Here is a 19,691-nt window from a genome sequence, read left to right as displayed (position 1 = left end):
GCCGGGGCATAGTTGCACGACCTCTCAGTGCGCCCGGCCGGGGCGTCAGCCCCCTGAACGCCGTCCGGCCGGCAGGTTACGTATCGATGAACTTCGATAGACCCTAACCTGCGGATCGGGCGAACCCCATCGAACAAAACCTCGGAATAACCTCAAAGGGTCCTGTGGCTCGCCTGTGCCTCAGCGGGCCCGCTGTGCGGGTTTCACCAGGCCGGCGTCGTAGGCGGCGATCGCCGACCGGGCCGGAAGTTTACTGAGCAGGTGGGAGACGTGGGATTTGACGGTCGTCACCGCGATCAGTAGACGGTCGGCGATCTCGTCGTTGGACAGACCCTGCCCGATCAGGGTGAGGACCTCGACTTCACGGCTCCTGGGCCGCCTGGTCGACGCTCGCCCACGCCGGGACGGCGGCGGCGGTCGCCTGGTCGACGCTCACCCAGGCCGGGACGGCGCCGGCACGGAAGCGGAAAGCGCCGCACCAGCCGAAGCGAAGTTGATCGAAGCCTTCGCGAAAGACTGCCGGAGTGCACTGGCAGAAGGATTAATTCGTCACTGATCAGAGCAATACAAAGAGCGGAAAAGATCAAAGGCCGGTGTCCACGGACACCGGCCTTTGCTGTCTGGTGGGCGATACTGGGATCGAACCAGTGACCTCTTCCGTGTCAAGGAAGCGCGCTCCCGCTGCGCCAATCGCCCGCATCACACGCGAGGTGGAGACGGGATTTGAACCCGTGTACACGGCTTTGCAGGCCGTTGCCTCGCCTCTCGGCCACTCCACCGAGCTGACCTCGTGGAGGCCTCTCCGAGCGGAAGACGGGATTCGAACCCGCGACCCTCACCTTGGCAAGGTGATGCGCTACCACTGCGCCACTTCCGCTTGTCTCCTCCGGGTTTCCCCGGCGACGACAGAACTTTATCTGGTCGGCCGACCAGACGCCAAACCGGGGTACCCGCGTGTCGGGGACCTCACCGGCGACCACGCAACAGCCCGGCGGCCGAAGCAGGCGACCACGCAACAGCCCGGCGGTCGCGCTTGGCGGCTGGAGCAGGCAGCCACCTCGCGGCGTAGGCGCGGAACGCGGCTGTTGCGGTTGTGGAAGGTGTGGCCGTACAGCTGAGGGGTCAGTCCGCGACCGGGAGGCCGGACGATGTGAAAGCCCGCCCGTCCTCGGTGACGGCAGCGGATTCGTAGCCCTTGTCGGTGAGGCCCGCCAGCCAGGCCAGGCCCGGCTCGCCCATCGCGAGGGCCGCGGTCGCCCAGGCGTCGGCGACCGCGAGGTCGGGACCGACGACGGTGACCGATCGCAGACCCGTCGCGGGGGCGCCGGAGACCGGGTTCCAGACGTGGGCGCCGCGCTCGTACGTCCCGGAGGTCGCCACCGCGCCGTCGGTGACGTTGAGCACCCAGGCCAGTTTGTCGGCCTCCCAGGGGTGGCGCACGCCGACCCGCCAGGGCCGGCCGCCGGGACCGCTGCCGCGCATCCGGATGTCGCCGCCGGCGCCGATGTAGTGCCGCACCGAACCGGCCGCGGCCAGGCGCTCCGAGGCGACCTCGACGGACCAGCCCTTGACGTATCCGGAGGGGTCGAGCTTGCCGCCCGCGTAGGCGTCGAAGTAGCCGCCGGTGTCGCGCCACAGGTCGGCACAACGGTCCAGGACCAGGCGCAGGTCGTCGGAGCAGTCCGCCAGCGGCAGCTCACCGCGGCGGAACCGGCACACCTCGCTGTCGTCGCGGTAGGTGCTGAACCGGGCGTCGACCTCGTGCAACCAGGCACAGGTCTCGCCGACGAGCTCTCGCAGACGGGACTCGGGCAGGTCGTCCGCCAACTCGATGCTGACGACCGTACCCATGACCTCTTCGACGTGCCGCACGAGGAAGGACCCTACGCGCCGGCCTTGTCCAGCGCCGACTGGAGGGACGTCTTGTAGGCGCCGGTGGTCAGGGTGGCACCGGAGACCGCGTCGACGTCGGCGCTCTGCGCCTTGAGGGCCGAGGCGTTGAGGCTCTTCACGGCGTTCGGGTTGATCGTGCCGCTGAAGCCCTCGGTCGGGTAGGTCGCGTTCGCGCTGGTGATCTTGCCGCCGGCGACCTTGATGGTGACCTGGACCGTGCCGTACGTGTGCTGTGTGGCCTTGCCCTTGTAGGTGCCGGCCTTCAGACCGGTCTCCTCGGTCTCGCCCTCGGTCTTCTTGTTGCCGGACGGCTTCTTGGACGTCTCCGGGGCGGCGGTCGATTCCGCGCCGGCCGCGTCGATCTCCGGCTCCTCGGTGACGGCCCCGTCCTGGGAGGCCGACACCGGTACTGCCGGGGGCTGCACGCTCAGGCGGACCCCGAGGATCAGGGCCGCGCCGGTGAGGGTGCCGACGGCTGCTGCGGTACTGCGTCGCATCGCGGGAACTCCTGGTCAGGTAGGGGTCAGAACTCGAAGGGGTCGAGGTGGAGCTGGCTGTCGGGTACGTCGAGCACCTTGAGCGTTTCGACGGCGGCGTTCACCAGTCCGGGCGGGCCGCACAGGTAGACGTCGCGGCGGTTCACGTCGGGGACGAGGCCGCGCAGCCCGTCCGCGGTGAACAGCCGACGCGGGCCGGGGTCGTTGCGGCCGCCGACGATGTAGCGCACCCAGGCGTCCCGCTCCTCGGCCAGCTCCTCCAGCTCGGCCCGGAAGACCAGCTCGTCGGGGCGGCTGGCCCGGTAGATCACGATGGTGTCCGGCGGCATGTCCTCGAGCAGGGCCCGGATCGGCGCGATGCCGCTGCCGCCGGCGATCAGAAGGGCACGGCGGCGGGTACGGCGTTCCGCGGTGAACGTGCCGAACGGGCCCTCCGCCCAGATCGGTGTGCCGGGGCGCATGGTGGCCAGCTTGCGGGTGTGGCCGCCGGCGATGGTGACGGTGAGCCGCAGCCACTTCGGGTTCGGGGCCGCCGACAGCGAGAACGGGTGTGACTGCCACCAGCCGTTCGCGGTCAGGAACCGCCAGCGCATGAACTGCCCGGCCTGCACCGGAAGTTTGTCGAGCCGCTTGCCCTCGATGTAGATCGAGAACGTGTTGGCGCCCTCGCCGACCACCTCGGCCACGGTGAACCGGTGTCGGGCGTTGAGCCACAGCGGTTCGACGATGCGGCCCCAGAACAGGGCGGCGATGGTGATGCAGCCGAGCGCCGGCCAGAACACCGAGGCGAACTTGCCGCTCATGTCGGCACCGGCGGCGATCTGGTGGCCGTAGCCGAGCAGCAGCACGCCGTAGCTGGTCAGGTGGATCAGGTGCCAGAGCTCGTAGTTGAGCACGTTACGGACGGCCCGGATGGAGATCAGGGCGATGAACGCCAGCAGGCCGGTGGCGATGGTCGCGCTGATCATCTCCGGGAACGTGGTGATCACGGTCCAGCCCTGGTCGACCACTCCGGTGCCGGCGGTGAGCGCGTAGCCGTACACGATGAAGACGATGTGCGCGACCACGAAGGTCAGCAGCGAGGTGCCCAGCCAGCGGTGCCAGCGCAGCAGGTCGCGGGAGCCGACCCACTCCTCCAGCCAGGAGACCCGGCTCATCATCAGCAGCTGCATGAAGAGCAGGTAGCCACCGATCAGGCCGGTCACGCGTCCGGCGGCGATCATCAGGGTGGCGTCGTTGCTGATCGCGCCGGGCTGGGTGTTGAAGAGCCACAGCGCGACGCTGGTGGCCAGGCCGGAGAAGAACAGCAGGACGGTCAGGAGCCGGTTGCCGCTCGTCGACTCGCCGGGCGGGCGCTCGTCGACGACCGGGACGCCGGTGCCGGCCTTCCAGCCGGTCGGGTCGGTGAGCGACGGCTCGGTGATGTCTCCGCGACGGAAGTTGTCCGGCTGGGCGTAGGGCTGCCCGTACTGGGGCTGTGTCTGCTGCCCCTGCTGCTCCGGCCAGGGCGGCATGGACGGGTTGTCCCAGCTCGGTCGGTTGTCGGTCCGGAGGCTGGAGAAGTACCCATCGTCGTCGGGAAGCTCGCGTTGATCCCGGAACGCCGGAATTGTCAACGTCCTCACCTGCTCAGCAGTCGTCTCACGGCGCCTGCCACCCCATGCGGCCGACGTGACGACCCGTGCGCGGAAGGGCCGTCATGGTTGGGTACGCGCGTCACGCCGAGTTGGCTCAACGCAATCGGAAAAATCCCAGAGGTTAGGTTCTCCGCATGAGTTCCGCACAACCGGTCACCGTGGTCGGCATCGGCGCCGGCGGCTGGCCGGACCTCGCCGGTACGGCACAGACCGCGCTGGCCGCCGCCGAGGTGGTGTTCGGCGGCTCCCGGCAGCTCGATCTGCTACCCGAAACCGTCACCGCACGGCGCGTCCGATGGCCGTCTCCGCTGGTCCCCGCCCTGCCCGGCCTGTTCGAGGCGGAGCGCGGCCGTCGGGTGTGCGTGTTGGCCAGCGGTGATCCGATGCTCCACGGGATCGGCACCACTCTGGCCCGCGTGCTGGGCCCGGCGGCGATCACCGTCGTCCCGCATCCGTCGTCGGTGTCGCTGGCCGCGGCCCGCCTGGGCTGGGATCTTTCCACCACCGATGTGGTGAGCCTGGTCACGGCGCCGGTCGAGACTCTGAACCGGGCGATCAATCCCGGTCGCCGCATCCTCGTGCTGTCGGCCGGAGCGCACACCCCGGCGGCGGTGGCCGGGCTGCTGGCCGCCCGTGGCCACGGGTCGGCGGTCCTGACCGTCCTGGAGCAGCTCGGCGGCCCGGCCGCCCGACTGATCACCGGGACCGCCGGCGATTGGGCGGCGCCGGAGGGCGACCCGCTCAACATCGTCGCCATCGAGTGTGATGCCGGCCCGGCCCGGGGAATGGTCCCGGGTCTGCCGGACGACAGCTATCAGAGCGATGGGCAACTGACCAAACGGGAGGTGCGGGCGATCACCCTGGCCCTGCTCGCGCCTGCTCCCGGTGAGCTGCTGTGGGACGTCGGTGCCGGGTCCGGCAGCATCGGCATCGAGTGGATGCGCGCTCATCCGTCGTGCCGGGCGATCGCCGTCGAGTCGTCGGCCGACCGGATCGCCACGATCACCACGAACGCGGCCACTCTCGGCGTTCCCGGCCTGCGGGTGGTGCACGGTCGGGCGCCCGACGCGCTCGACGGCCTGCCCCGGCCGGACACCATCTTCATTGGAGGCGGATTGACCCGCGACGGCGTCCTGGACCGTTGTCTCACCGCACTACGGCCCGGCGGGCGGCTGGTGGCGAACGCGGTCACCGTCGAATCGGAGGCGGTCGTCGCGGCCGCCTACGCGAAACTCGGCGGTGAACTCTCACGGATCACCGTGCAGCGTGGCTCCCCGGTCGGCGGATTCACCGGGTGGCGATCCTTCATGCCGGTCACGATCTGGGCGGTACGGCCATGACGGTCCACTTCATCGGCGCCGGTCCGGGCGCCGCCGACCTGATCACGCTGCGCGGGCACCGGCTGATCGCGGCCGCGCCGGTCTGTCTCTACGCCGGCAGCCTGGTCCCGGCCGAGCTGCTGGACGCCTGCCCACCCGGCGCCCGCAAGATCGACACCGCGAATCTCACGCTCGACGAGATCATCGCCGAGATGGTCGCCGCCCACGAGTCGGGTGTGGACGTGGCCCGGCTGCATTCCGGTGACCCCTCGGTGTTCAGCGCGGTCGCCGAGCAGATGCGGCGACTCGACGCGGCCGGGGTGCCCTACGACGTGACTCCCGGAGTGCCCGCCTTCGCCGCCGCCGCGGCCGCCCTCGGCCGGGAGCTCACCGTTCCCGAAGTGGCGCAGACGATCATCCTCACCCGCACCGCGGAACGGGCCACCGCCATGCCGCCCGGCGAGGACCTGGCCACCCTCGGCGCCAGCCGGGCCACCATGGTGCTGCACCTCGCGGTCCAGCGGATCGACGCGGTCGTCGCCGAACTCACCGACAACTACGGCACGGACTGCCCGGTCGCGGTGGTGGCGCGGGCCTCACGGCCCGACGAGATCATCCTTCGCGGCACGCTCGCCGACATCACCGACCAGGTCAAAGCCGCGGGGGTACGCCGTACCGCGGTGATCGTGGTCGGCGCGGCCCTGACGGCCGGCCAGTTCCCGGACAGTCACCTGTACTCCGCCGACCGCTGCCGCCCGTGAGGGTGCTGGTGCTCGGTGGGACGACCGAGGCTCGGCGGCTAGCCGGGATGGTCGCCGACGAGTTCGACGTCGTCACCTCGTTGGCCGGGCGGACCACCGATCCCCTCCGGCCGGCCGGTGACGTGCGGATCGGCGGGTTCGGCGGGGTGGACGGGCTGACCCGGTATCTGCGGGACGAGCGGATCGACGCGGTCGTCGACGCGACGCATCCGTTCGCCGCGGCGATCAGTGGGAACGCGGCGGTGGCGTGCGGGGCTTCGGGCGTACCCCTGCTGATGGTGAAAAGGCCCGGCTGGACGGCCGGACCGGGTGACGAGTGGCATCGTGTCGCGTCGCTGCCGGAGGCGGCCGGGCTGCTGCCCGGGCTCGGCCGGCGGGTGTTCCTGACCACCGGGCGGCAGGGGCTCGCGCATTTCGCCGGGCTCGACGGCTGCTGGTTCCTGGCCCGCTCGGTGGAACCACCCACCGGAGCCGTGCCGCCGCACCTGGAGGTGTTGCTCGATCGGGGGCCGTTCACCGTCGAGTCCGAACGGGAGCTGATCATCGGGCACCGGATCGACGTGCTCGTCACCAAGGACAGCGGTGGCGCCGACGCCAAGCTCGTCGCCGCCCGTGAGCTGGGCGTTCCCGTCCTCATGGTGAACCGGCCGCCGACCCCCGACGCCCGTACGGTGTCCACAGCGGACGCCGCCGCGTCGTGGTTACGAACGCTCGGCCGCTGAAACACGACAGTTCGGGTGCTGCGTGACGCGCGTCGCAGTGCGACGCTCGACTCATGTCGGTACGCGCCCTCTCCACCGAACTCGCCGCGGTGCGCGTGATGGTCGCGGACGGGCTGGCCGAGATCGGCGACGCGGGTGACGCCGGCCAGGTCTGGCTCCGTTCGGCGACGGCCCGCCTGACCGCCTTCGACGGGGTGCTCACCGAAGCCGCCGGGGTGCTGGCCGGGCCGACCCGGGTGCTGGTCCTGACGCTTGCGACGTTCCTGCTGGTGGCGGGCTCGACGGCGCTGGCCGGGGCACTGGGTCTGGGCACCGGCGGGGTCCTCGCCCTCGCCGGGGGCACGTTGCTGATCGCGGCTGCGGCCGCCCCCTGGGCGAGCCGGCACGTCTACTCCCTGATCGGACGTCGACGTCTCTCCCGCACCACGCCGGGACCCGCTGCCGAAGCCGGACCGGCCGGGCTGCCGGAGCGACTGTCCCGGGCCCGGGTGCGGCTCGTCTCGGCGGCTCTGCGGCAGGCCGGCGCCGGTAACTGGAGTGCGCCGGAACTACGCCGGGCCATTCGCACCGATCCGGTGGTCCGCCGTCTCGCGTACGCCGACCAGTTGCTGTGCCAGGCCGTCGACTGTGTCGAACGGCACCTCGGCGACCTGCGGAAGGACTCCCCGTGACGCGTTCGCTGGTCCGCGAGGACCCGTTCTCCGGGGAGGCCCGGCCCCGGCTCGCGGCGATCGACCGTGACCTGGCGGCCCTGATCACCGATGCCCAGAGCCGGGACTGGTCGGCCGACCGTCCGGACCGGGTGGTCTTCGCTCGGTTGGGCCAGGCCCGCCGCCGGGTCCGGGCCGCCACCGGCCGCCGCGGAGAGCATCCGGGCCGCCGTCTCGCCGATCCGGCCGCCGCGCTGCTCGGCACCACGACCGGCCTGCTGACGGCGGCGGCGCTGCTGTCCACCGGCCTCCCGGAGAAGACCCTGAAGGCGGCCGGTGTCCCGGCGACCGCGGTCGTCGCCCTGTGGGTGGCGTTACTGGCCGTCGCCGGATTGCAGCGCCTGCGCCGCCACCGGGACCGGACTACCGTCGACGGTCCGGCACCGATCGACGACCACTACCGATACGTCGCTTTCCGCCGCCGGATCGAGGCGTGTGCCGCCATGGCCCGCGATCACCGCTCACACCGCCGCCGGGCCGCCGCGATCGATCTGGAGTACGCCCTCGACTGGCTGGCCGCCGCCCAGAGCGAACTCCCCCGCCACTGACCGCACCTCCGCGCTGTCACATCCGGATCGGCTGCCTCATCCCTGTACCGAGACGAAACCCCGGCCGACCCGCCGGGCCCGATGCGAGGGAGCGACGATGCGGATCGTGGAGGCGACCGAGTTCTTCCGGATGTCCACCGCGAACCTGACCACCGCATCGTAGAAGACCGGGGGTGCCTGGACCCCGGATCCATTTGGCACAGTGGACAGATGCTGACCGACGTGGACCTGCCCGCGCCCGGACTGCTCTGGACCCGCTGGGCGACGCTGAGCGCCACACATGTCGCGCTCGGCCGCACCGGCTCCTGGTCGATCGACGACCACGGGGCCGGCCGGGACCTCCCGGACGGGAGCTGGGCCAGGTTCGCGCTGCTCGACGGGCGGCGCGCGGTACTCTACGGCGATCATCACGAGCACAGTGCCGCCGGGCGCGACGATCCACCGGCCGACCCGCTCACCGGCGCCCCCGACTGGCTTCCGTGGGCGACACTGGCCCCCCTCGCCGAGCGGGACCGGCTCGGTTTCGTCATCTGGCACGAGAGCGGCCGCTGGTCACGGGTGCGCTACCGGGATGGCTGGTCGGACGGGATGACCGACCTGGTCGGGCCGGTGCTGACCGGGGAGGGCGCGCTGATCGCGCTGACCCGGTTCGGTCCCCGCCCGGTGGCCGAACGCCTGCTGGCCGCGGCGGTTCGCGCCGAGTTGTCCGCCATGCATTTCACCGACCTGCTGATCGATCCGGCACCGGATCAGCTGGCCGCCGCGATGGCCACCGCCACCCGGGGCGGTCTCGTGCCGGGCAGTGCCGCGCCCCGGATCGAGCCGGGCCGGCGCCCGCCGATGCGTCGGGTCCGGCGGCTCAGCCAGGGCGAGCACGACCGGCTGGTCTGGGCCGCCATGCAGGACTCGCCGGAGCTGTCCCGGCCCACGCCGCCGACCACCACCGAGTTGGACACGCTCGTCGGCTGGCTGCAGGACCGCGCGCCGCACGCCGACGGGCGGTGCTCACTGCTGGCGTATTCGGACGCCACGAGTTTCAGCGCACAGCCCGGCGATCGGCCGCCTGCCGATCGGCCGGACGAGGAGCGTTACGCCGCCTTCCGGCGGCTCACCGAGTTGGTCCGGGCGCTGCGCCGGGCCGAGTCCGATCCGCGGTACGGCCGATGGCTGTTCCTGCGGATCGAGACGAGCGCCGCCGGTGTCCAGGTGGAGCGGCGGTACGACTCGTGGCCGCCCTGGTGGCACGACGACGGGGTCTCCGGCCCGTGGCGGACCAACCTCCAGGAGGAGATGGACGCCCGCCTGCCCCGCTATCGTCCGTCCTGGGTGACCCTGCTCGACCCGGAGGTCGCCTACCGTCCGCTGTGACCGGCAGCCTGCCGCGGTCAGCGGGCCTTTCCGGCCCGGAGCAGATCGAGCGACTTGGCCAGCCGCCGGGCGCGGGTCTCGGCCGTCTTCGCCGAGGTCAGCTGCTCGGCATGCCACCGCTGGTTGCTGAACGAGATCGACTCCCAGAACGCCTTGGCATCAGGTTCAGCGGCCAGGGCCGCCGCAAGATCCTCAGGCACCTCGACGGTACGGGGAACGTCATCCAACTCGATGCCGAGGTTGTAGACCTGTCCCCCGTCGAGCCCACCGGCGGCCCGCCGCTCAGCGCTGACGCCGAGCCAGTACTCCCCGCCCATCCGGGCGATGGACGACCGGAACTCGAACTCACCGATCCGGACGACCACCTTGGGCCGCCCGCCGCCGCCGAGCCCGGCCACGAACTCGTCCGGAATCCGAAACCCGGTGGTGTTCCCCCCGGTCCGTTCCAACTCACCCCGGTACTCCATGCCCGGAACGATAACCAACCAGGGGGAACGAGTCAGGCCGTCACGATCGAAAGCCCGTGATGAACCCGAAAGTCGTCGAAGTCCTTCACGTTCATCGTCGCGACCAGCTCGGCCCAGGTGACGAACGGGAGGATCAACTCGCTCCCGATCAGCTTCGACCCCAGAGTGATCGGCAGGCGCCCTTTGATCAGCAGCGAAGCGACATCGGTATCAAGGAGAACGGGTCGTGTCGACATCAATCGAACACTTCCTGATGGCGATTGGCGTAAGTGAACCGGATGAACTCGTCGAGTTCCTCGTCGGACTCGAAGACGTCAATGGCCAGTGCCTGAATGTCGCCGATCGAGCGGATCTTGTGCGCTCCCGCCGCCTCGATCAGCTCCTCCACCGAGGTGGACGGCTCATCCAACACCGGGCGAACACCATTTGCGCTATCTGTAGTCATGGACATCTCCCACACGACAGATTGTCATGGGTGAATGCTATCGAGCCTACTAGGCCGTAGACAAGTCCCCGTCACAACTAGGCCTGCGTCAAGGATACCCCTCGGCACTCTCGAAGCGAACCCGCTCCAAGAACGTGAGCTGCGCCTTCTTGTGACCGAGGTCGATCTCCGGCCCCAGCGTGAACCCCGCCCGCTGAAGTCGGGAGATCATCCGATCGTTGCGGATGTCCGGTTCGGCGATGATCCGCCGACGGTCCGGCTCGGCGAACAGATGGCGCAGCAGGGCCGGGAAGACCGCGCTGGTCAGATGCGGCAGCTCCCGGCCGGAGGCGTCGAGCAGCAGGTGCACCCCGAAGTCTCCGGGCAGTACGTCGTAACACTCCCCGACCGGGTCCTGCGATGGCTCGTAGGTCTGGAACACCCCGATCGGCCCGTCGTCGAGCAGCAGCAGATAGGCGTGATGACTGTCCAGTTCGTCGACGAACCCGTAGATCTCCTCGACGTCGGCGACCGAGTGCTCGCCCATCCCCCAGAACCGGTTGCGCTCCCTGGTCACCCAGGAGTGCACGACGGGCGCGTGCGCGGCCGGATCGAGCGGAATCATGGTCAGCTCGCCGAGCCCGGGCAGTTTCTGGGAGAAGACGATCACGGGTTCCTCCGTCAGTAGTTCCCAGTCGGTGACGAGCGGAACGAGTTCACCGGACGCCCAGAGCGGCAACTGGTCCAGGAAGTGCGGGGACGACGGGTCGTCCGAGGCACCGAACGGGACGATCCACCGGCTGCGGTCGCGGTCGGCGAGGTCCCACACGTACCGGGCGACCGGGCCACGCCGGCACAGATCGCTGACCCCGGGCACGCTCGACGTGTTGAGCACGCATCCGGCCGAACCGCCGAGCTCGACCCGCGGCACGACGGCGTCGAGGCCGGGCAGCAGAAGCGGATACAGCAGGTGCCGCGTGCCCCAGGGGGCATCCGGAGACGGGCCGGCCGCGGACGGCGGAAGGTGGGTGGGATCGAGACCGAGTCCGGCGAGCACCCCGTCGAGAGCGATGCCGATCCGGGCCCGCGGGTCGGTCCAGGGGGCGAACAGCGGGTCGTACCCGGACGGCTCGAAGAGCGGCTCCAACTCGGGCCGGTCACCGACGGCACGAGCGAGGGCCGCGTGCCGGGCCATCCGCCGCCCGGCGTCGGACGAATCGGCCGGCAGCGAGGTGTCCATGTGGATCTTCTCGTGCGGCGTGCCGAGATCGAGCAGCTCACGGATCCGGCGGGCGCGGGCGGGCGGCGCGAAGTCCACCCCGTACGCCGCGGTGTCCGGCCGCCGGTCGTTGGCGTTGACCACCGACGTGACCTCGGCGCGGAACATCGGCGCCCAGTCCGGCTTCCAGGTGTGGCGCTCCTCCCAGGCGGGCACCGGCACGAGCCGGTTGCGGTCGTCGCGCTGCGGCACCCGGCCGACGGTGAGCTGCAGGGTCCGGCCGGTGGAGTCGGCGGTGAGGACGCTGTTGACCGGCTCGACCCAGCGGGACAGGGCGTCCGCGACATCGTCCACGGTGGACGCGTGCAGCAGCGGCAACAGGGCACCGAAACCCAGATCGAAAGCGGACCGCGCGGGGGTACGCAGACTCAGGTTCCCATCGATGACGGGTCCACGGGCCGTCTCGATGACATCGACCACGACCGGATCCTCGTCACGTACGACGATCGTCTCCTGATGGGTGACCACCGGCTCCCAGCCGGTCGCGCCGCGGGCCTGGAGCACGCCGTCGACCTCGCGCAGTTCTTCCAGGTAGAGGTCTTGGTAGTCGGCCATCGCGTTGGTGACGGCCCAGGCCACCGACCCGGCGTGCCCGAAGTGCTGCACACCGGGGACGCCCGGGAAGGTGAGCCCGGCCACGTCGAAGGCCGGGCAGGCGAGGCGGATCTGCTGGTAGACGCCGGGGAGTTCGAGGAGCCGGTGCGGGTCGCCGGCGATCTCACCGGGCACGGTCCAGGCGTTGCTGCCAGAGCCACCCGGCCCCTCGGTCGCGAACCAGGCGAGAGCGTCCGGCCCGAGGGTCCGCTCGACGTGTGCCCGCCACATCTTGTTGCCGAACGTTCCGAACAGAATGTGCTGCACCTGAAAAACGCCGAGTGACGACCACGGGTGCCACTCGATGCCGCCGGCGCGAACACCCGCCGCGTAGGCCTCCAGCCACTGTCGGGTCGAATCGTCCAGGTCGGCGAATGACCGGCGGGCGGTGTCGTCGAGCCGGACCCGCCGGGCGAACCGGTCCCAGCCCACCTCGGCCGCTCCGGCGACCGACGCGAGACGCCCCTCCGACCGGAGACGTTCCACCTGGAGCTGGCGGCCCCGATCAGTAGCGGTCACCCGCCCCTGGAGCCAGGCCAGGTCGAGGACCGAGCCCGCTCGCAGGTGCGGAATGCCGTGGGCGTCGCGGTGCGTCCTCATACGGCGATCGGGTTCGCCAGCTCGCCCGCGAAGATCAGCGAGCCGGCCTGGTCGGTGAGGTCCACCATCTGCAGCGTGTTGCGCAGTTGGAGCCGGTTCAGGCAGGAGTGCGCGAAGGTCGGCCGGAGCAGGTCGAGGCGCCCGGCCAGGGCCGGGTGGTCCTTGGCGTGCTCGCGGACGCAGTCGCCGACGAGCGCCCAGAACTCGGTGGCACTGAGCACCCCGTCCGAGTCGAGGATCCCGGCGAGGTGCCGCAGGAAGCCGTCGAACACGTCGGTGAAGATCGCCAGTTCCTTGATCTCGTCGGTGACGTCGATCCGGATCCGCTCCACCTCGGCCGGCAGCGGCTGGTCGTTCATGACCGCCACCTCCTCGCCGATGTCCTTCATGAACACCCGGGTGGGCACGTGGTTCTCCAGCACGAGGATCAGGTTCTCGCCGTGCGGCATGAACGCCAGGTCGTGCTTGAGCAGGCAGTGCACGATCGGCCGCAGGTAGGCGCGCAGGTAGCTCGCCACCCAGGCCGCGGGTGTCGCTCCGGATTCCCGGATCAGGGCGGCGACCAGCGAGTTCCCGTCCCGGTCGCGGTGCAGCAGGGCGGCCATGGTGGCGAGCCGCTCGTCCGGGGAGATGCGCGGGACAGGGCTTTCGCGCCAGAGGGCGGCGAGCATCTTGGTGTACGCGCTGGGCGTACCGGTCCGGTGATAGGCGTCCCCGGTGTACCCGATCGAGGCCAGCTCGCGAAGCACCTGGAACCCGCAGGCCCGCAGTTCCTCGTCACCCTCCACGACCGACGCGACCCAGTCGTTGATCGGCGGCGTGGCCCGCATGTACTCGGGTGACAGCCCGCGCAGGAAGCCCATGTTCTGGACGGCGATCGCGGTCTTCACGTAGTGCCGTTCCGGCCGGTCGGTGTTGAAGAACGTCCGGATCGACTGTTGTGCCCGATAACGATCAGGTCCGGCGTCGAGCGGGACGATCGCCCGGCGGGCCACGTCGGGCGCGAACGTGACGGTGACCTTGTGCTCCCACTGCCAGGGGTGGACAGGCAGGTAGCGGTAGTCGACCGGGTCCAGCCCATGCCCCCGGAGCTGCTGCTCGAAGTGTGTTTTCAGCGGCCCGATCTCGGTTTCGTAGAAAGCCGGTTCGTCCCCCTCGTACACGAAGACGCTCTCGCTCCGGAGAATCGCCACCCACCGCAACCGGACCGCCCGCCCGGCCTCCGGCGCGTAGGCCTCGTGGTCGGTGAGTCCGTAACCGATCCGCCCGTTGTTGGCCACGAATCCGGGGTGTCCCTCGGTCATCGCGGCCTCGATCGTCTGGAAGCTCGCGTGCACGAGATCCTCGGCGGTCTCCCGGCGATGCGCGTACTTCCAGGCGGTCCCGGCCAGCGTCGCGGAGATCTCCTCCAGGTAGGTGCCGAGCAGTTTCTCCGGGATGCCGAGCGTCTCGCGCAGACCGGCGATGAAGTCGAGCGCGTCGAGCGGCCCGTCCAGCGACTCCGGGTCGATCACCCAGTGTTCGAGCGGATAGCGCTTCGCGCTGAAGGTGTTGGCGCCGAACTCGAAGCGTCCGCCGCCGATCTCGACCGGCGCGATCAGGCGCTCGTGGCTGAACTCGGCGATGGCCTTGGCGATCAGCCGGCGGTGGGCGAACGCGATGGCCTCCGGCCGCAGGTGCGGCACGCTCATCAGGTACGCCGTCCGCGTGCAGAAACTGAGCCGGCCGATCTTGCCGTGTAGTGGCACGTCCCGGTCCACCACGAAGCCGACCTCGGCGTTCTTGCGCTGGACCGCCTCGTTGTCGACGTCCGGCTCGACCACGACACGCTCGACGCGCGAGTCGGCGAAGCAGAAGTCCATCACGGTCCGCATCACCGCGGAGGTGACCCCGGAGCGTTTCCGGGTCGGCGGTGCGACCAGCAGATGCATGCCGATGTCGCCGGGCCGCACGTCGTAGTGCGGGGCGAGCTCGCTGTGCGCCGGCTCGTAGGTCTCGGCGAGGAACAGCGGATTGTCGTCGTCGTCCAGGCCGAGCCACACGTCGTAGTGCGGGTTGTCGAGAAAGCCCTGGTACTCCTCGCGGACCCGCTCGACGTCGGCCCCCTGGAGCCCCCAGTAGCGCGCCCGCGGATGGGTCACCCAGGTGTGCAGAAGATCAAGATCACGATCGAGGTCGAGCGGTACGAGTCTCACTGGTTCACCAACTGTCGGGGGATGTCGGCCTTGGGCGCGCCGAACTGCTGGAACGTGATCGACTCCTCGATCGGGTAGATCTCCCGGCCGGTGACGGCCCTGAGGATCACGCTGTTGCGGTACGGGCCCATGCCCAGGTCGGGGTCGGTGACGCTGTGCGTGTGCTCGGCGGCGTTCTGCACGAAGATCTCGTCGCCGGCGACGTCCACGGCGTAGTCGACGGCCACGTCGAACCGGCCGCGGGCATCCCAGTTGATCCGGTCCCGGACCGGGTCCAGGAAGGACGGCACCCGCGCGGCGTAGCCGGTGGCCAGCACGAGACCCTGGGTGCTCGCGGTGAACGAGCGGCCCTCCTCCTGGTGCTCCAGCGCCAGGGTCCAGCGGTCGCCGTCCCAGATCACGCCGTCCAGCGCGGTACCGGTGAGCAGGGTGGTGGGCACCGCGCCGGTCAGGCTCTTGGCGTACAGCGTCTCGTAGATCGCGTCGACCAGGTCACCGCTGATCCCCTTGTAGAGGTTGCGCTGCTCGCGGCCGAGCCGGTCCCGCACGTCCATCGGTAGCGCCCGGTGGTAGCGGATGTAGTCCGGGGAGGTCATCTCCAGGGTCAGCTTCGTGTACTCCATCGGGAAGTACCGCGGTGACCTGGTGATCCAGCTCAGGTGGTAGCCGTACGTCTCGATGTCGGTCAGCAGGTCGAGGTAGATCTCGGCGGCGCTCTGCCCGCTGCCGATGATCGTGATCGAGTCGAGGCCCTGCAGCCGCTCCTTGTTGGGCAGGTAGTCGGCGCTGTGCACGTACGGCCCCTGGTCCACGGCGGCCGGGACGCGCGGCGCGGTGCCGATGCCGAGGACCAGCTTGCGGGCCCGGACGGTCTCGCCGTTCGTGTGTACGAGGTACGCCTCGCCGTCGTGGGTGACCGTCTCGACCCGGGTGTTCCACCTGATCGACGTCAGCTGCCGGGCCGCCCACTTGCAGTACTCGTTGTACTCGGCGCGCAGCGGGAAGAAGCTCTCCCGGATGTAGAACGGATAGAGCCGCCCCACCTGCTTGAGGTAGTTCAGGAACGAGAACCGGCTGGTCGGGTCGGCCATGGTGACCAGGTCGGCGAGGAACGGCACCTGGATCGTGACGCCGTCCAGCATCAGGCCGGGGTGCCAGTCGAACTCGGCCCGCTGCTCCAGGAAGACGCCGTCCACGTCGGACAGGTCCTCGGTCAGCGCGGCCAGGCCCAGGTTGAACGGGCCGACCCCGATCGCCGCGAAGTCGTGGGTGCGCATCAGGCCATCACCGCCGTCGCCTCGTCACGCTCGCCCGTCATCTCCCGGCCGATGCCGCGGATCAGGTCCAGCACGTCACGCAGATCGCTCATCGTGGTGTTGGGGTTGAGCAGGGTGAACTTGAGCCAGTAGTGGCCAGCGACGGTGGTGCCGGCGACGATCGCCCGGCCGCCGTAGAAGAGGCGCTGCCGCAGCTTCGGCATCAGCTCGTCGCACTCGGCGATCTCCATGCCGGCCGGGCGGTAGCGGAACAGCACCGTGCTGAGCGTCGGCGCGGCCACCGCCTCGAAGTCCGCGTCGTCACAGATCCGCAGGTAGGCCTCGTACGCCCGGTCGACGACGGCGTCGAACATGTCGCCGATCTGCTCGGCGCCCATGGTCCGCAGGGTCATCCACAGTTTCAGCGCGTCGAAGCGGCGGGTGGTCTGCAGGCTCTTGTCGACCTGGTTCGGTACAGCGGCGGCCCGCGGGTTCAGGTAGTCGGCGTGCACCGCGATCCGGCGCATCGTCTCGCCCCGGCGCACCACGATGGCGCTGGAGCTGACCGGCTGGAAGTAGCTCTTGTGGAAGTCCACGGTGACCGAGTCGGCGCGCTCGATGCCGTCCAGCAGGTGCCGGCGACGCGGGGAGACGAGCAGGCCACAGCCGTACGCGGCGTCGACGTGGAACCAGATGCCCCGGCTCTCGCAGATCTCGGCGATCTCGGCGACCGGGTCGATGCGGCCCAGGTCGGTGGTGCCGGCGGTGGCCACCACGGCCATCGGGATGCCGCCGTCCCGGCGTACGCCCTCGATCGCGGCGGCCAGCGCGGTGGGGTCCATCCTCCCGGTGCCGTCGGTGGCGACGCCGACCACCGCGTCGGCGGCCATGCCCAGGATGCCGGCCGACTTGCTGACGCTGAAGTGGCTCTCGGTGGTCGCGAAGATCCGCAGCTTCTCGAGGCTCTCCGCCCGTGGTCGACCCTCCAGGGTCTCCTCCCGGGCCAGCAGCAGGGCCTGCAGGTTGGACTGGGTGCCGCCGCTGGTGAAGATACCGTCGGCACCGGGCCCGAAGCCGATCCGACCGGCCGTCCAGTCGATCAGGCGACGCTCGATGAGGGTGCCCGCGGTGCTCTGGTCCCACGTGTCCACGGACGAGTTGACCGCCGAGATCAGCACCTCGGCGCTGAGCGCGGGGAGGGCGACCGGGCAGTTCAGGTGCGCGACGTAGGTGGGCTCGTGGAACCAGACCGCGTTGTCCAGGTAGAGCCGGGCGACTTCGTCGAGTGCCGCGCCGGTGTCGCCGAGGGGCCGGTCCAGGTCGACGGCGTCGACCTGGACCTGCAGATCGGCGACGGCTGCGCCGGAGTACGGCTGCCGCACTGCCTTCACCCTGTCGGCGAGCAGCGCCGACGCGTGCCACACAGCGGACGTGTAACCGTCCAGCGTGGACCCGGAGAACAGATGCGGGGACTCGGACCGCTCCAACGGAGACCCTCCAATAAGGTAAACCTTACCTAACCTGAGGGAGGCTAACCGGCCGGGCACGGGAGGGAAACTTCGACCGACGTTGAGTGACAGTTGCCACATCAAGGACGAAACCCACCCGAAAAAGGGTGGGCTTCGTCGATGGAGAAGATCAGAAGGCGGTCAGTGTGATCCCGGCCGCCCGCGGGTCTCCGTCGTGCACCAGGGACTCCTGGTTCTGCACGTCGTCGAAGGCGAAGGCGTACGCCTTGCCGTCGGCCATGTTGGCGTGGATGGCCTTCGCGTACGGGTTGGCCGGGCCACCGGTGTAGAAGTCGGCCGCGGTCCCGCCCGGCTGGGTGTCGATCCGGCCCAGCGTGGTCCGCCACAGCGCCGCGCACAGCGTCCGGGCGATCGGTCCGACCACCTGGTCGTTCGGCGCGCCGAGCGCACCGTCACAGCCCCAGACGTTCGCGGTCGACGGCTTGGTGAACGACGCCACCGTCCGGCCGCCGGTGTCGGTGAAGTTCATGACGTTCCCGGAGGTCCGCCCGGTGTACTTCACCTCCGGACGGTCCCCGAACGGGACGACGGTCAGATTCTTCGAGGTGTACGCGTTCCAGGCGCTCGTGATGTACGAGTCGAGGTAGGTGGCGCTCATCAGACCCGCGTCGGCCGCCTTGCCCGGGGCGAGGACCCGCAGCACCGTGCCGTCGGACCCGGTGACCACGCTCTTCGCGAAGTCGGGGTTGGCCCGCACCGCGTCGATGACCTTCTGCCGGCCGTTCGCGACCAGGTCACCGGTCTTCGTGGTGACGCCGTTGCCGCCGAGCACCGACACACCGTGCGGTACCGCGAACATGTCCACCTGCGAGCTGTTCAGGAACAGGCCCGAGCCGTTCAGGGTGAACTCGCTCCAGTCGAAGAGGATGTCCCGGTTCGGGTCGCCGCCCGCCCACGGGGCGGGCTGGACCAGACCGTCGGTGGTGAGCCGGAAGTCCAGCCTCTTACCGAACGAGAAGTAGATCCGGCCGGAGATGTTCTTCAGCACCTTGATCGTGGTGCTCTGCCCGTTCGCCGGGCCCGGGATCGAGACGTCCGGCGCGGGCACCGGCACCGGTCCGCCACCGGTCCACGGGGTGAACGCGCCGTTCGCGTTCACCGAGCCGAGCTTGCCGGTCTCCAGGTTGACGCCCAGTACGTAGAGGAAGACCTGTTCGTTGCGGCCGGTCCGGTTGGTCACGGTGACCGGCAGTGTGCTCCCGGCCGGCGGGACCGTCGCGGCCGGCGTGGTGGCCGCCGGTGTCGTGGTGGCCGGAGTGGTCGGCGCCTTCGTGGTCGGCGCGGTCGTCGGAGCCACCGTCGGTACGGTCGTCGCGGGTGTGGTGGCCGGCGGGGTCGGGGCCGTCGCGCCGGTGCCGCACGGGGCGCCGTTCAGTTTGCAGTTGACCGGCTGACCACCGGCACCGACGAATCCGAACGTCACGCTCGCACCCACCGGAATCGAACCGTTCCAGGCACGGTTGGTGAATGTGCGGTGACTGCCGGAAGCCGTCATGTCGGTCTCCCAGAAACTGCCCACCGACCCGCCCGCGGGCAGATCGAATTCGACTTTCCAGGACGTCAGTGCGGACGTTCCGCCATTGGTGATGGTGACCTCGTCCTGCCAGCCGGTGCCCCAGTCGGACACGGTACGCAGGGAGGCGGTGGCCGAGGCGGCCGAGGCGGGTAGGGCGATCCAGGCGGTGGTGAGCGCGGCGACCGTCGCCACAGCGGCGAGAATCAGGCTCCGTTTACGGCGCATGGGGGTGCGACCTCTCCGAGAGTGGGCGGTCCGGGACGGCCGCCATTGTCACTCGCGAGAAACCGCTCTCACAGAGCCTTTAAAGCTCCTTTAAGGTCTATTTTCCAGGACTTTCTCGATAACAGAAATCCCGGCTGGTTCTCAGGGCTGT

17 protein-coding genes, 3 tRNA genes and 1 pseudogene are annotated in these 19,691 nt (G+C 70.0%); 6 read left to right on the top strand and 15 right to left on the bottom strand.

The features are described from left to right. Positions 1–180: 180 nt before the first annotated feature. From Q0Z83_RS50960 to Q0Z83_RS50930, 7 genes and pseudogenes are all read right to left on the bottom strand, one after another. Positions 181–357: pseudogene (locus Q0Z83_RS50960) on the bottom strand (response regulator transcription factor); the annotation flags it as partial. A 264-nt stretch (positions 358–621) separates the two neighbouring features. Then, a tRNA-Val gene (locus tag Q0Z83_RS50955) sits at positions 622–696 on the bottom strand. Positions 697–708: 12 nt separating this feature from the next. Beyond that, a tRNA-Cys gene (locus Q0Z83_RS50950) sits at positions 709–779 on the bottom strand. Between the two features lie 26 nt (positions 780–805). Further along, positions 806–877, bottom strand: a tRNA-Gly gene (locus Q0Z83_RS50945). A 245-nt stretch (positions 878–1,122) separates the two neighbouring features. After that, the gene (locus Q0Z83_RS50940) at positions 1,123–1,851 is read right to left on the bottom strand and encodes an FAD:protein FMN transferase (RefSeq protein WP_317797357.1); all 729 of its coding nucleotides are present in this window, start codon (positions 1,849–1,851) and stop codon (positions 1,123–1,125) included. Positions 1,852–1,883: 32 nt separating this feature from the next. Next, positions 1,884–2,390, bottom strand: a complete 507-nt coding sequence (locus Q0Z83_RS50935) for an FMN-binding protein (protein WP_317790781.1) — start codon at positions 2,388–2,390, stop codon at positions 1,884–1,886. Between the two features lie 26 nt (positions 2,391–2,416). Then, the gene (locus tag Q0Z83_RS50930; RefSeq protein ID WP_317790780.1) at positions 2,417–4,015 is read right to left on the bottom strand and encodes a ferredoxin reductase family protein; all 1,599 of its coding nucleotides are present in this window, start codon (positions 4,013–4,015) and stop codon (positions 2,417–2,419) included. 146 nt (positions 4,016–4,161) lie between these two features. Between Q0Z83_RS50930 and cbiE the strand changes: the two genes are divergently transcribed. The 6 genes from cbiE to Q0Z83_RS50900 all read left to right on the top strand — a co-directional run bounded on the left by cbiE (position 4,162) and on the right by Q0Z83_RS50900 (position 9,455). Next, complete coding sequence (gene cbiE / locus Q0Z83_RS50925) at positions 4,162–5,367, top strand: precorrin-6y C5,15-methyltransferase (decarboxylating) subunit CbiE (protein WP_317790779.1); 1,206 nt, start codon at positions 4,162–4,164, stop codon at positions 5,365–5,367. Beyond that, on the top strand, positions 5,322–6,107 hold the full coding sequence (cobM, locus tag Q0Z83_RS50920) for a precorrin-4 C(11)-methyltransferase (protein WP_449701852.1): 786 nt from the start codon (positions 5,322–5,324) through the stop codon (positions 6,105–6,107). The genes cbiE and cobM overlap by 46 nt, the downstream gene beginning before the upstream one ends. Beyond that, positions 6,104–6,829 carry a cobalt-precorrin-6A reductase gene (locus Q0Z83_RS50915; protein ID WP_317790778.1) on the top strand — a complete coding sequence of 242 codons (726 nt, stop codon included), beginning with the start codon at positions 6,104–6,106 and terminating at the stop codon, positions 6,827–6,829. The genes cobM and Q0Z83_RS50915 overlap by 4 nt, the downstream gene beginning before the upstream one ends. A 53-nt stretch (positions 6,830–6,882) precedes the next feature. Next, on the top strand, positions 6,883–7,500 hold the full coding sequence (locus tag Q0Z83_RS50910; RefSeq protein WP_317790777.1) for a hypothetical protein: 618 nt from the start codon (positions 6,883–6,885) through the stop codon (positions 7,498–7,500). Continuing rightward, complete coding sequence (locus Q0Z83_RS50905) at positions 7,497–8,087, top strand: hypothetical protein (RefSeq protein WP_317790776.1); 591 nt, start codon at positions 7,497–7,499, stop codon at positions 8,085–8,087. The genes Q0Z83_RS50910 and Q0Z83_RS50905 overlap by 4 nt, the downstream gene beginning before the upstream one ends. Before the next feature lie 210 nt (positions 8,088–8,297). Continuing rightward, positions 8,298–9,455 (top strand): hypothetical protein, encoded by a 1,158-nt coding sequence (locus Q0Z83_RS50900; RefSeq protein WP_317790775.1) that lies wholly within the window; start codon positions 8,298–8,300, stop codon positions 9,453–9,455. Between the two features lie 17 nt (positions 9,456–9,472). On the opposite strand, the gene Q0Z83_RS50895 is transcribed toward Q0Z83_RS50900, so the two are convergent. The 8 genes from Q0Z83_RS50895 to Q0Z83_RS50860 form a co-directional block, all read right to left on the bottom strand. Beyond that, the gene (locus tag Q0Z83_RS50895; protein WP_317790774.1) at positions 9,473–9,922 is read right to left on the bottom strand and encodes a YdeI/OmpD-associated family protein; all 450 of its coding nucleotides are present in this window, start codon (positions 9,920–9,922) and stop codon (positions 9,473–9,475) included. A gap of 32 nt (positions 9,923–9,954) precedes the next feature. After that, positions 9,955–10,158, bottom strand: coding sequence for a PIN domain-containing protein (locus Q0Z83_RS50890; protein WP_317790773.1), 204 nt, complete (start codon positions 10,156–10,158; stop codon positions 9,955–9,957). Beyond that, complete coding sequence (locus Q0Z83_RS50885) at positions 10,158–10,367, bottom strand: hypothetical protein (protein WP_317790772.1); 210 nt, start codon at positions 10,365–10,367, stop codon at positions 10,158–10,160. Before Q0Z83_RS50885 ends, Q0Z83_RS50890 begins: the two co-directional genes overlap by 1 nt. An 88-nt stretch (positions 10,368–10,455) precedes the next feature. Then, positions 10,456–12,819, bottom strand: a complete 2,364-nt coding sequence (locus Q0Z83_RS50880) for a GNAT family N-acetyltransferase (RefSeq protein ID WP_317790771.1) — start codon at positions 12,817–12,819, stop codon at positions 10,456–10,458. After that, the gene (locus tag Q0Z83_RS50875; protein WP_317790770.1) at positions 12,816–15,014 is read right to left on the bottom strand and encodes a GNAT family N-acetyltransferase; all 2,199 of its coding nucleotides are present in this window, start codon (positions 15,012–15,014) and stop codon (positions 12,816–12,818) included. The genes Q0Z83_RS50880 and Q0Z83_RS50875 overlap by 4 nt, the downstream gene beginning before the upstream one ends. Further along, the gene (locus Q0Z83_RS50870) at positions 15,011–16,291 is read right to left on the bottom strand and encodes a lysine N(6)-hydroxylase/L-ornithine N(5)-oxygenase family protein (RefSeq protein ID WP_317790769.1); all 1,281 of its coding nucleotides are present in this window, start codon (positions 16,289–16,291) and stop codon (positions 15,011–15,013) included. The genes Q0Z83_RS50875 and Q0Z83_RS50870 overlap by 4 nt, the downstream gene beginning before the upstream one ends. Beyond that, positions 16,291–17,757 carry a pyridoxal phosphate-dependent decarboxylase family protein gene (locus tag Q0Z83_RS50865; RefSeq protein WP_378079019.1) on the bottom strand — a complete coding sequence of 489 codons (1,467 nt, stop codon included), beginning with the start codon at positions 17,755–17,757 and terminating at the stop codon, positions 16,291–16,293. The genes Q0Z83_RS50870 and Q0Z83_RS50865 overlap by 1 nt, the downstream gene beginning before the upstream one ends. 151 nt (positions 17,758–17,908) lie before the next feature. After that, a complete protein-coding gene (locus Q0Z83_RS50860; protein WP_317790768.1) occupies positions 17,909–19,540 on the bottom strand; it encodes a beta-1,3-glucanase family protein in 1,632 nt (543 codons plus the stop codon). Positions 19,541–19,691: the final 151 nt, after the last annotated feature.

Source organism: Actinoplanes sichuanensis, assembly GCF_033097365.1.
Lineage (GTDB): Bacteria > Actinomycetota > Actinomycetes > Mycobacteriales > Micromonosporaceae > Actinoplanes > Actinoplanes sichuanensis.
This window is presented reverse-complemented; position numbering and strand designations above follow the sequence as displayed.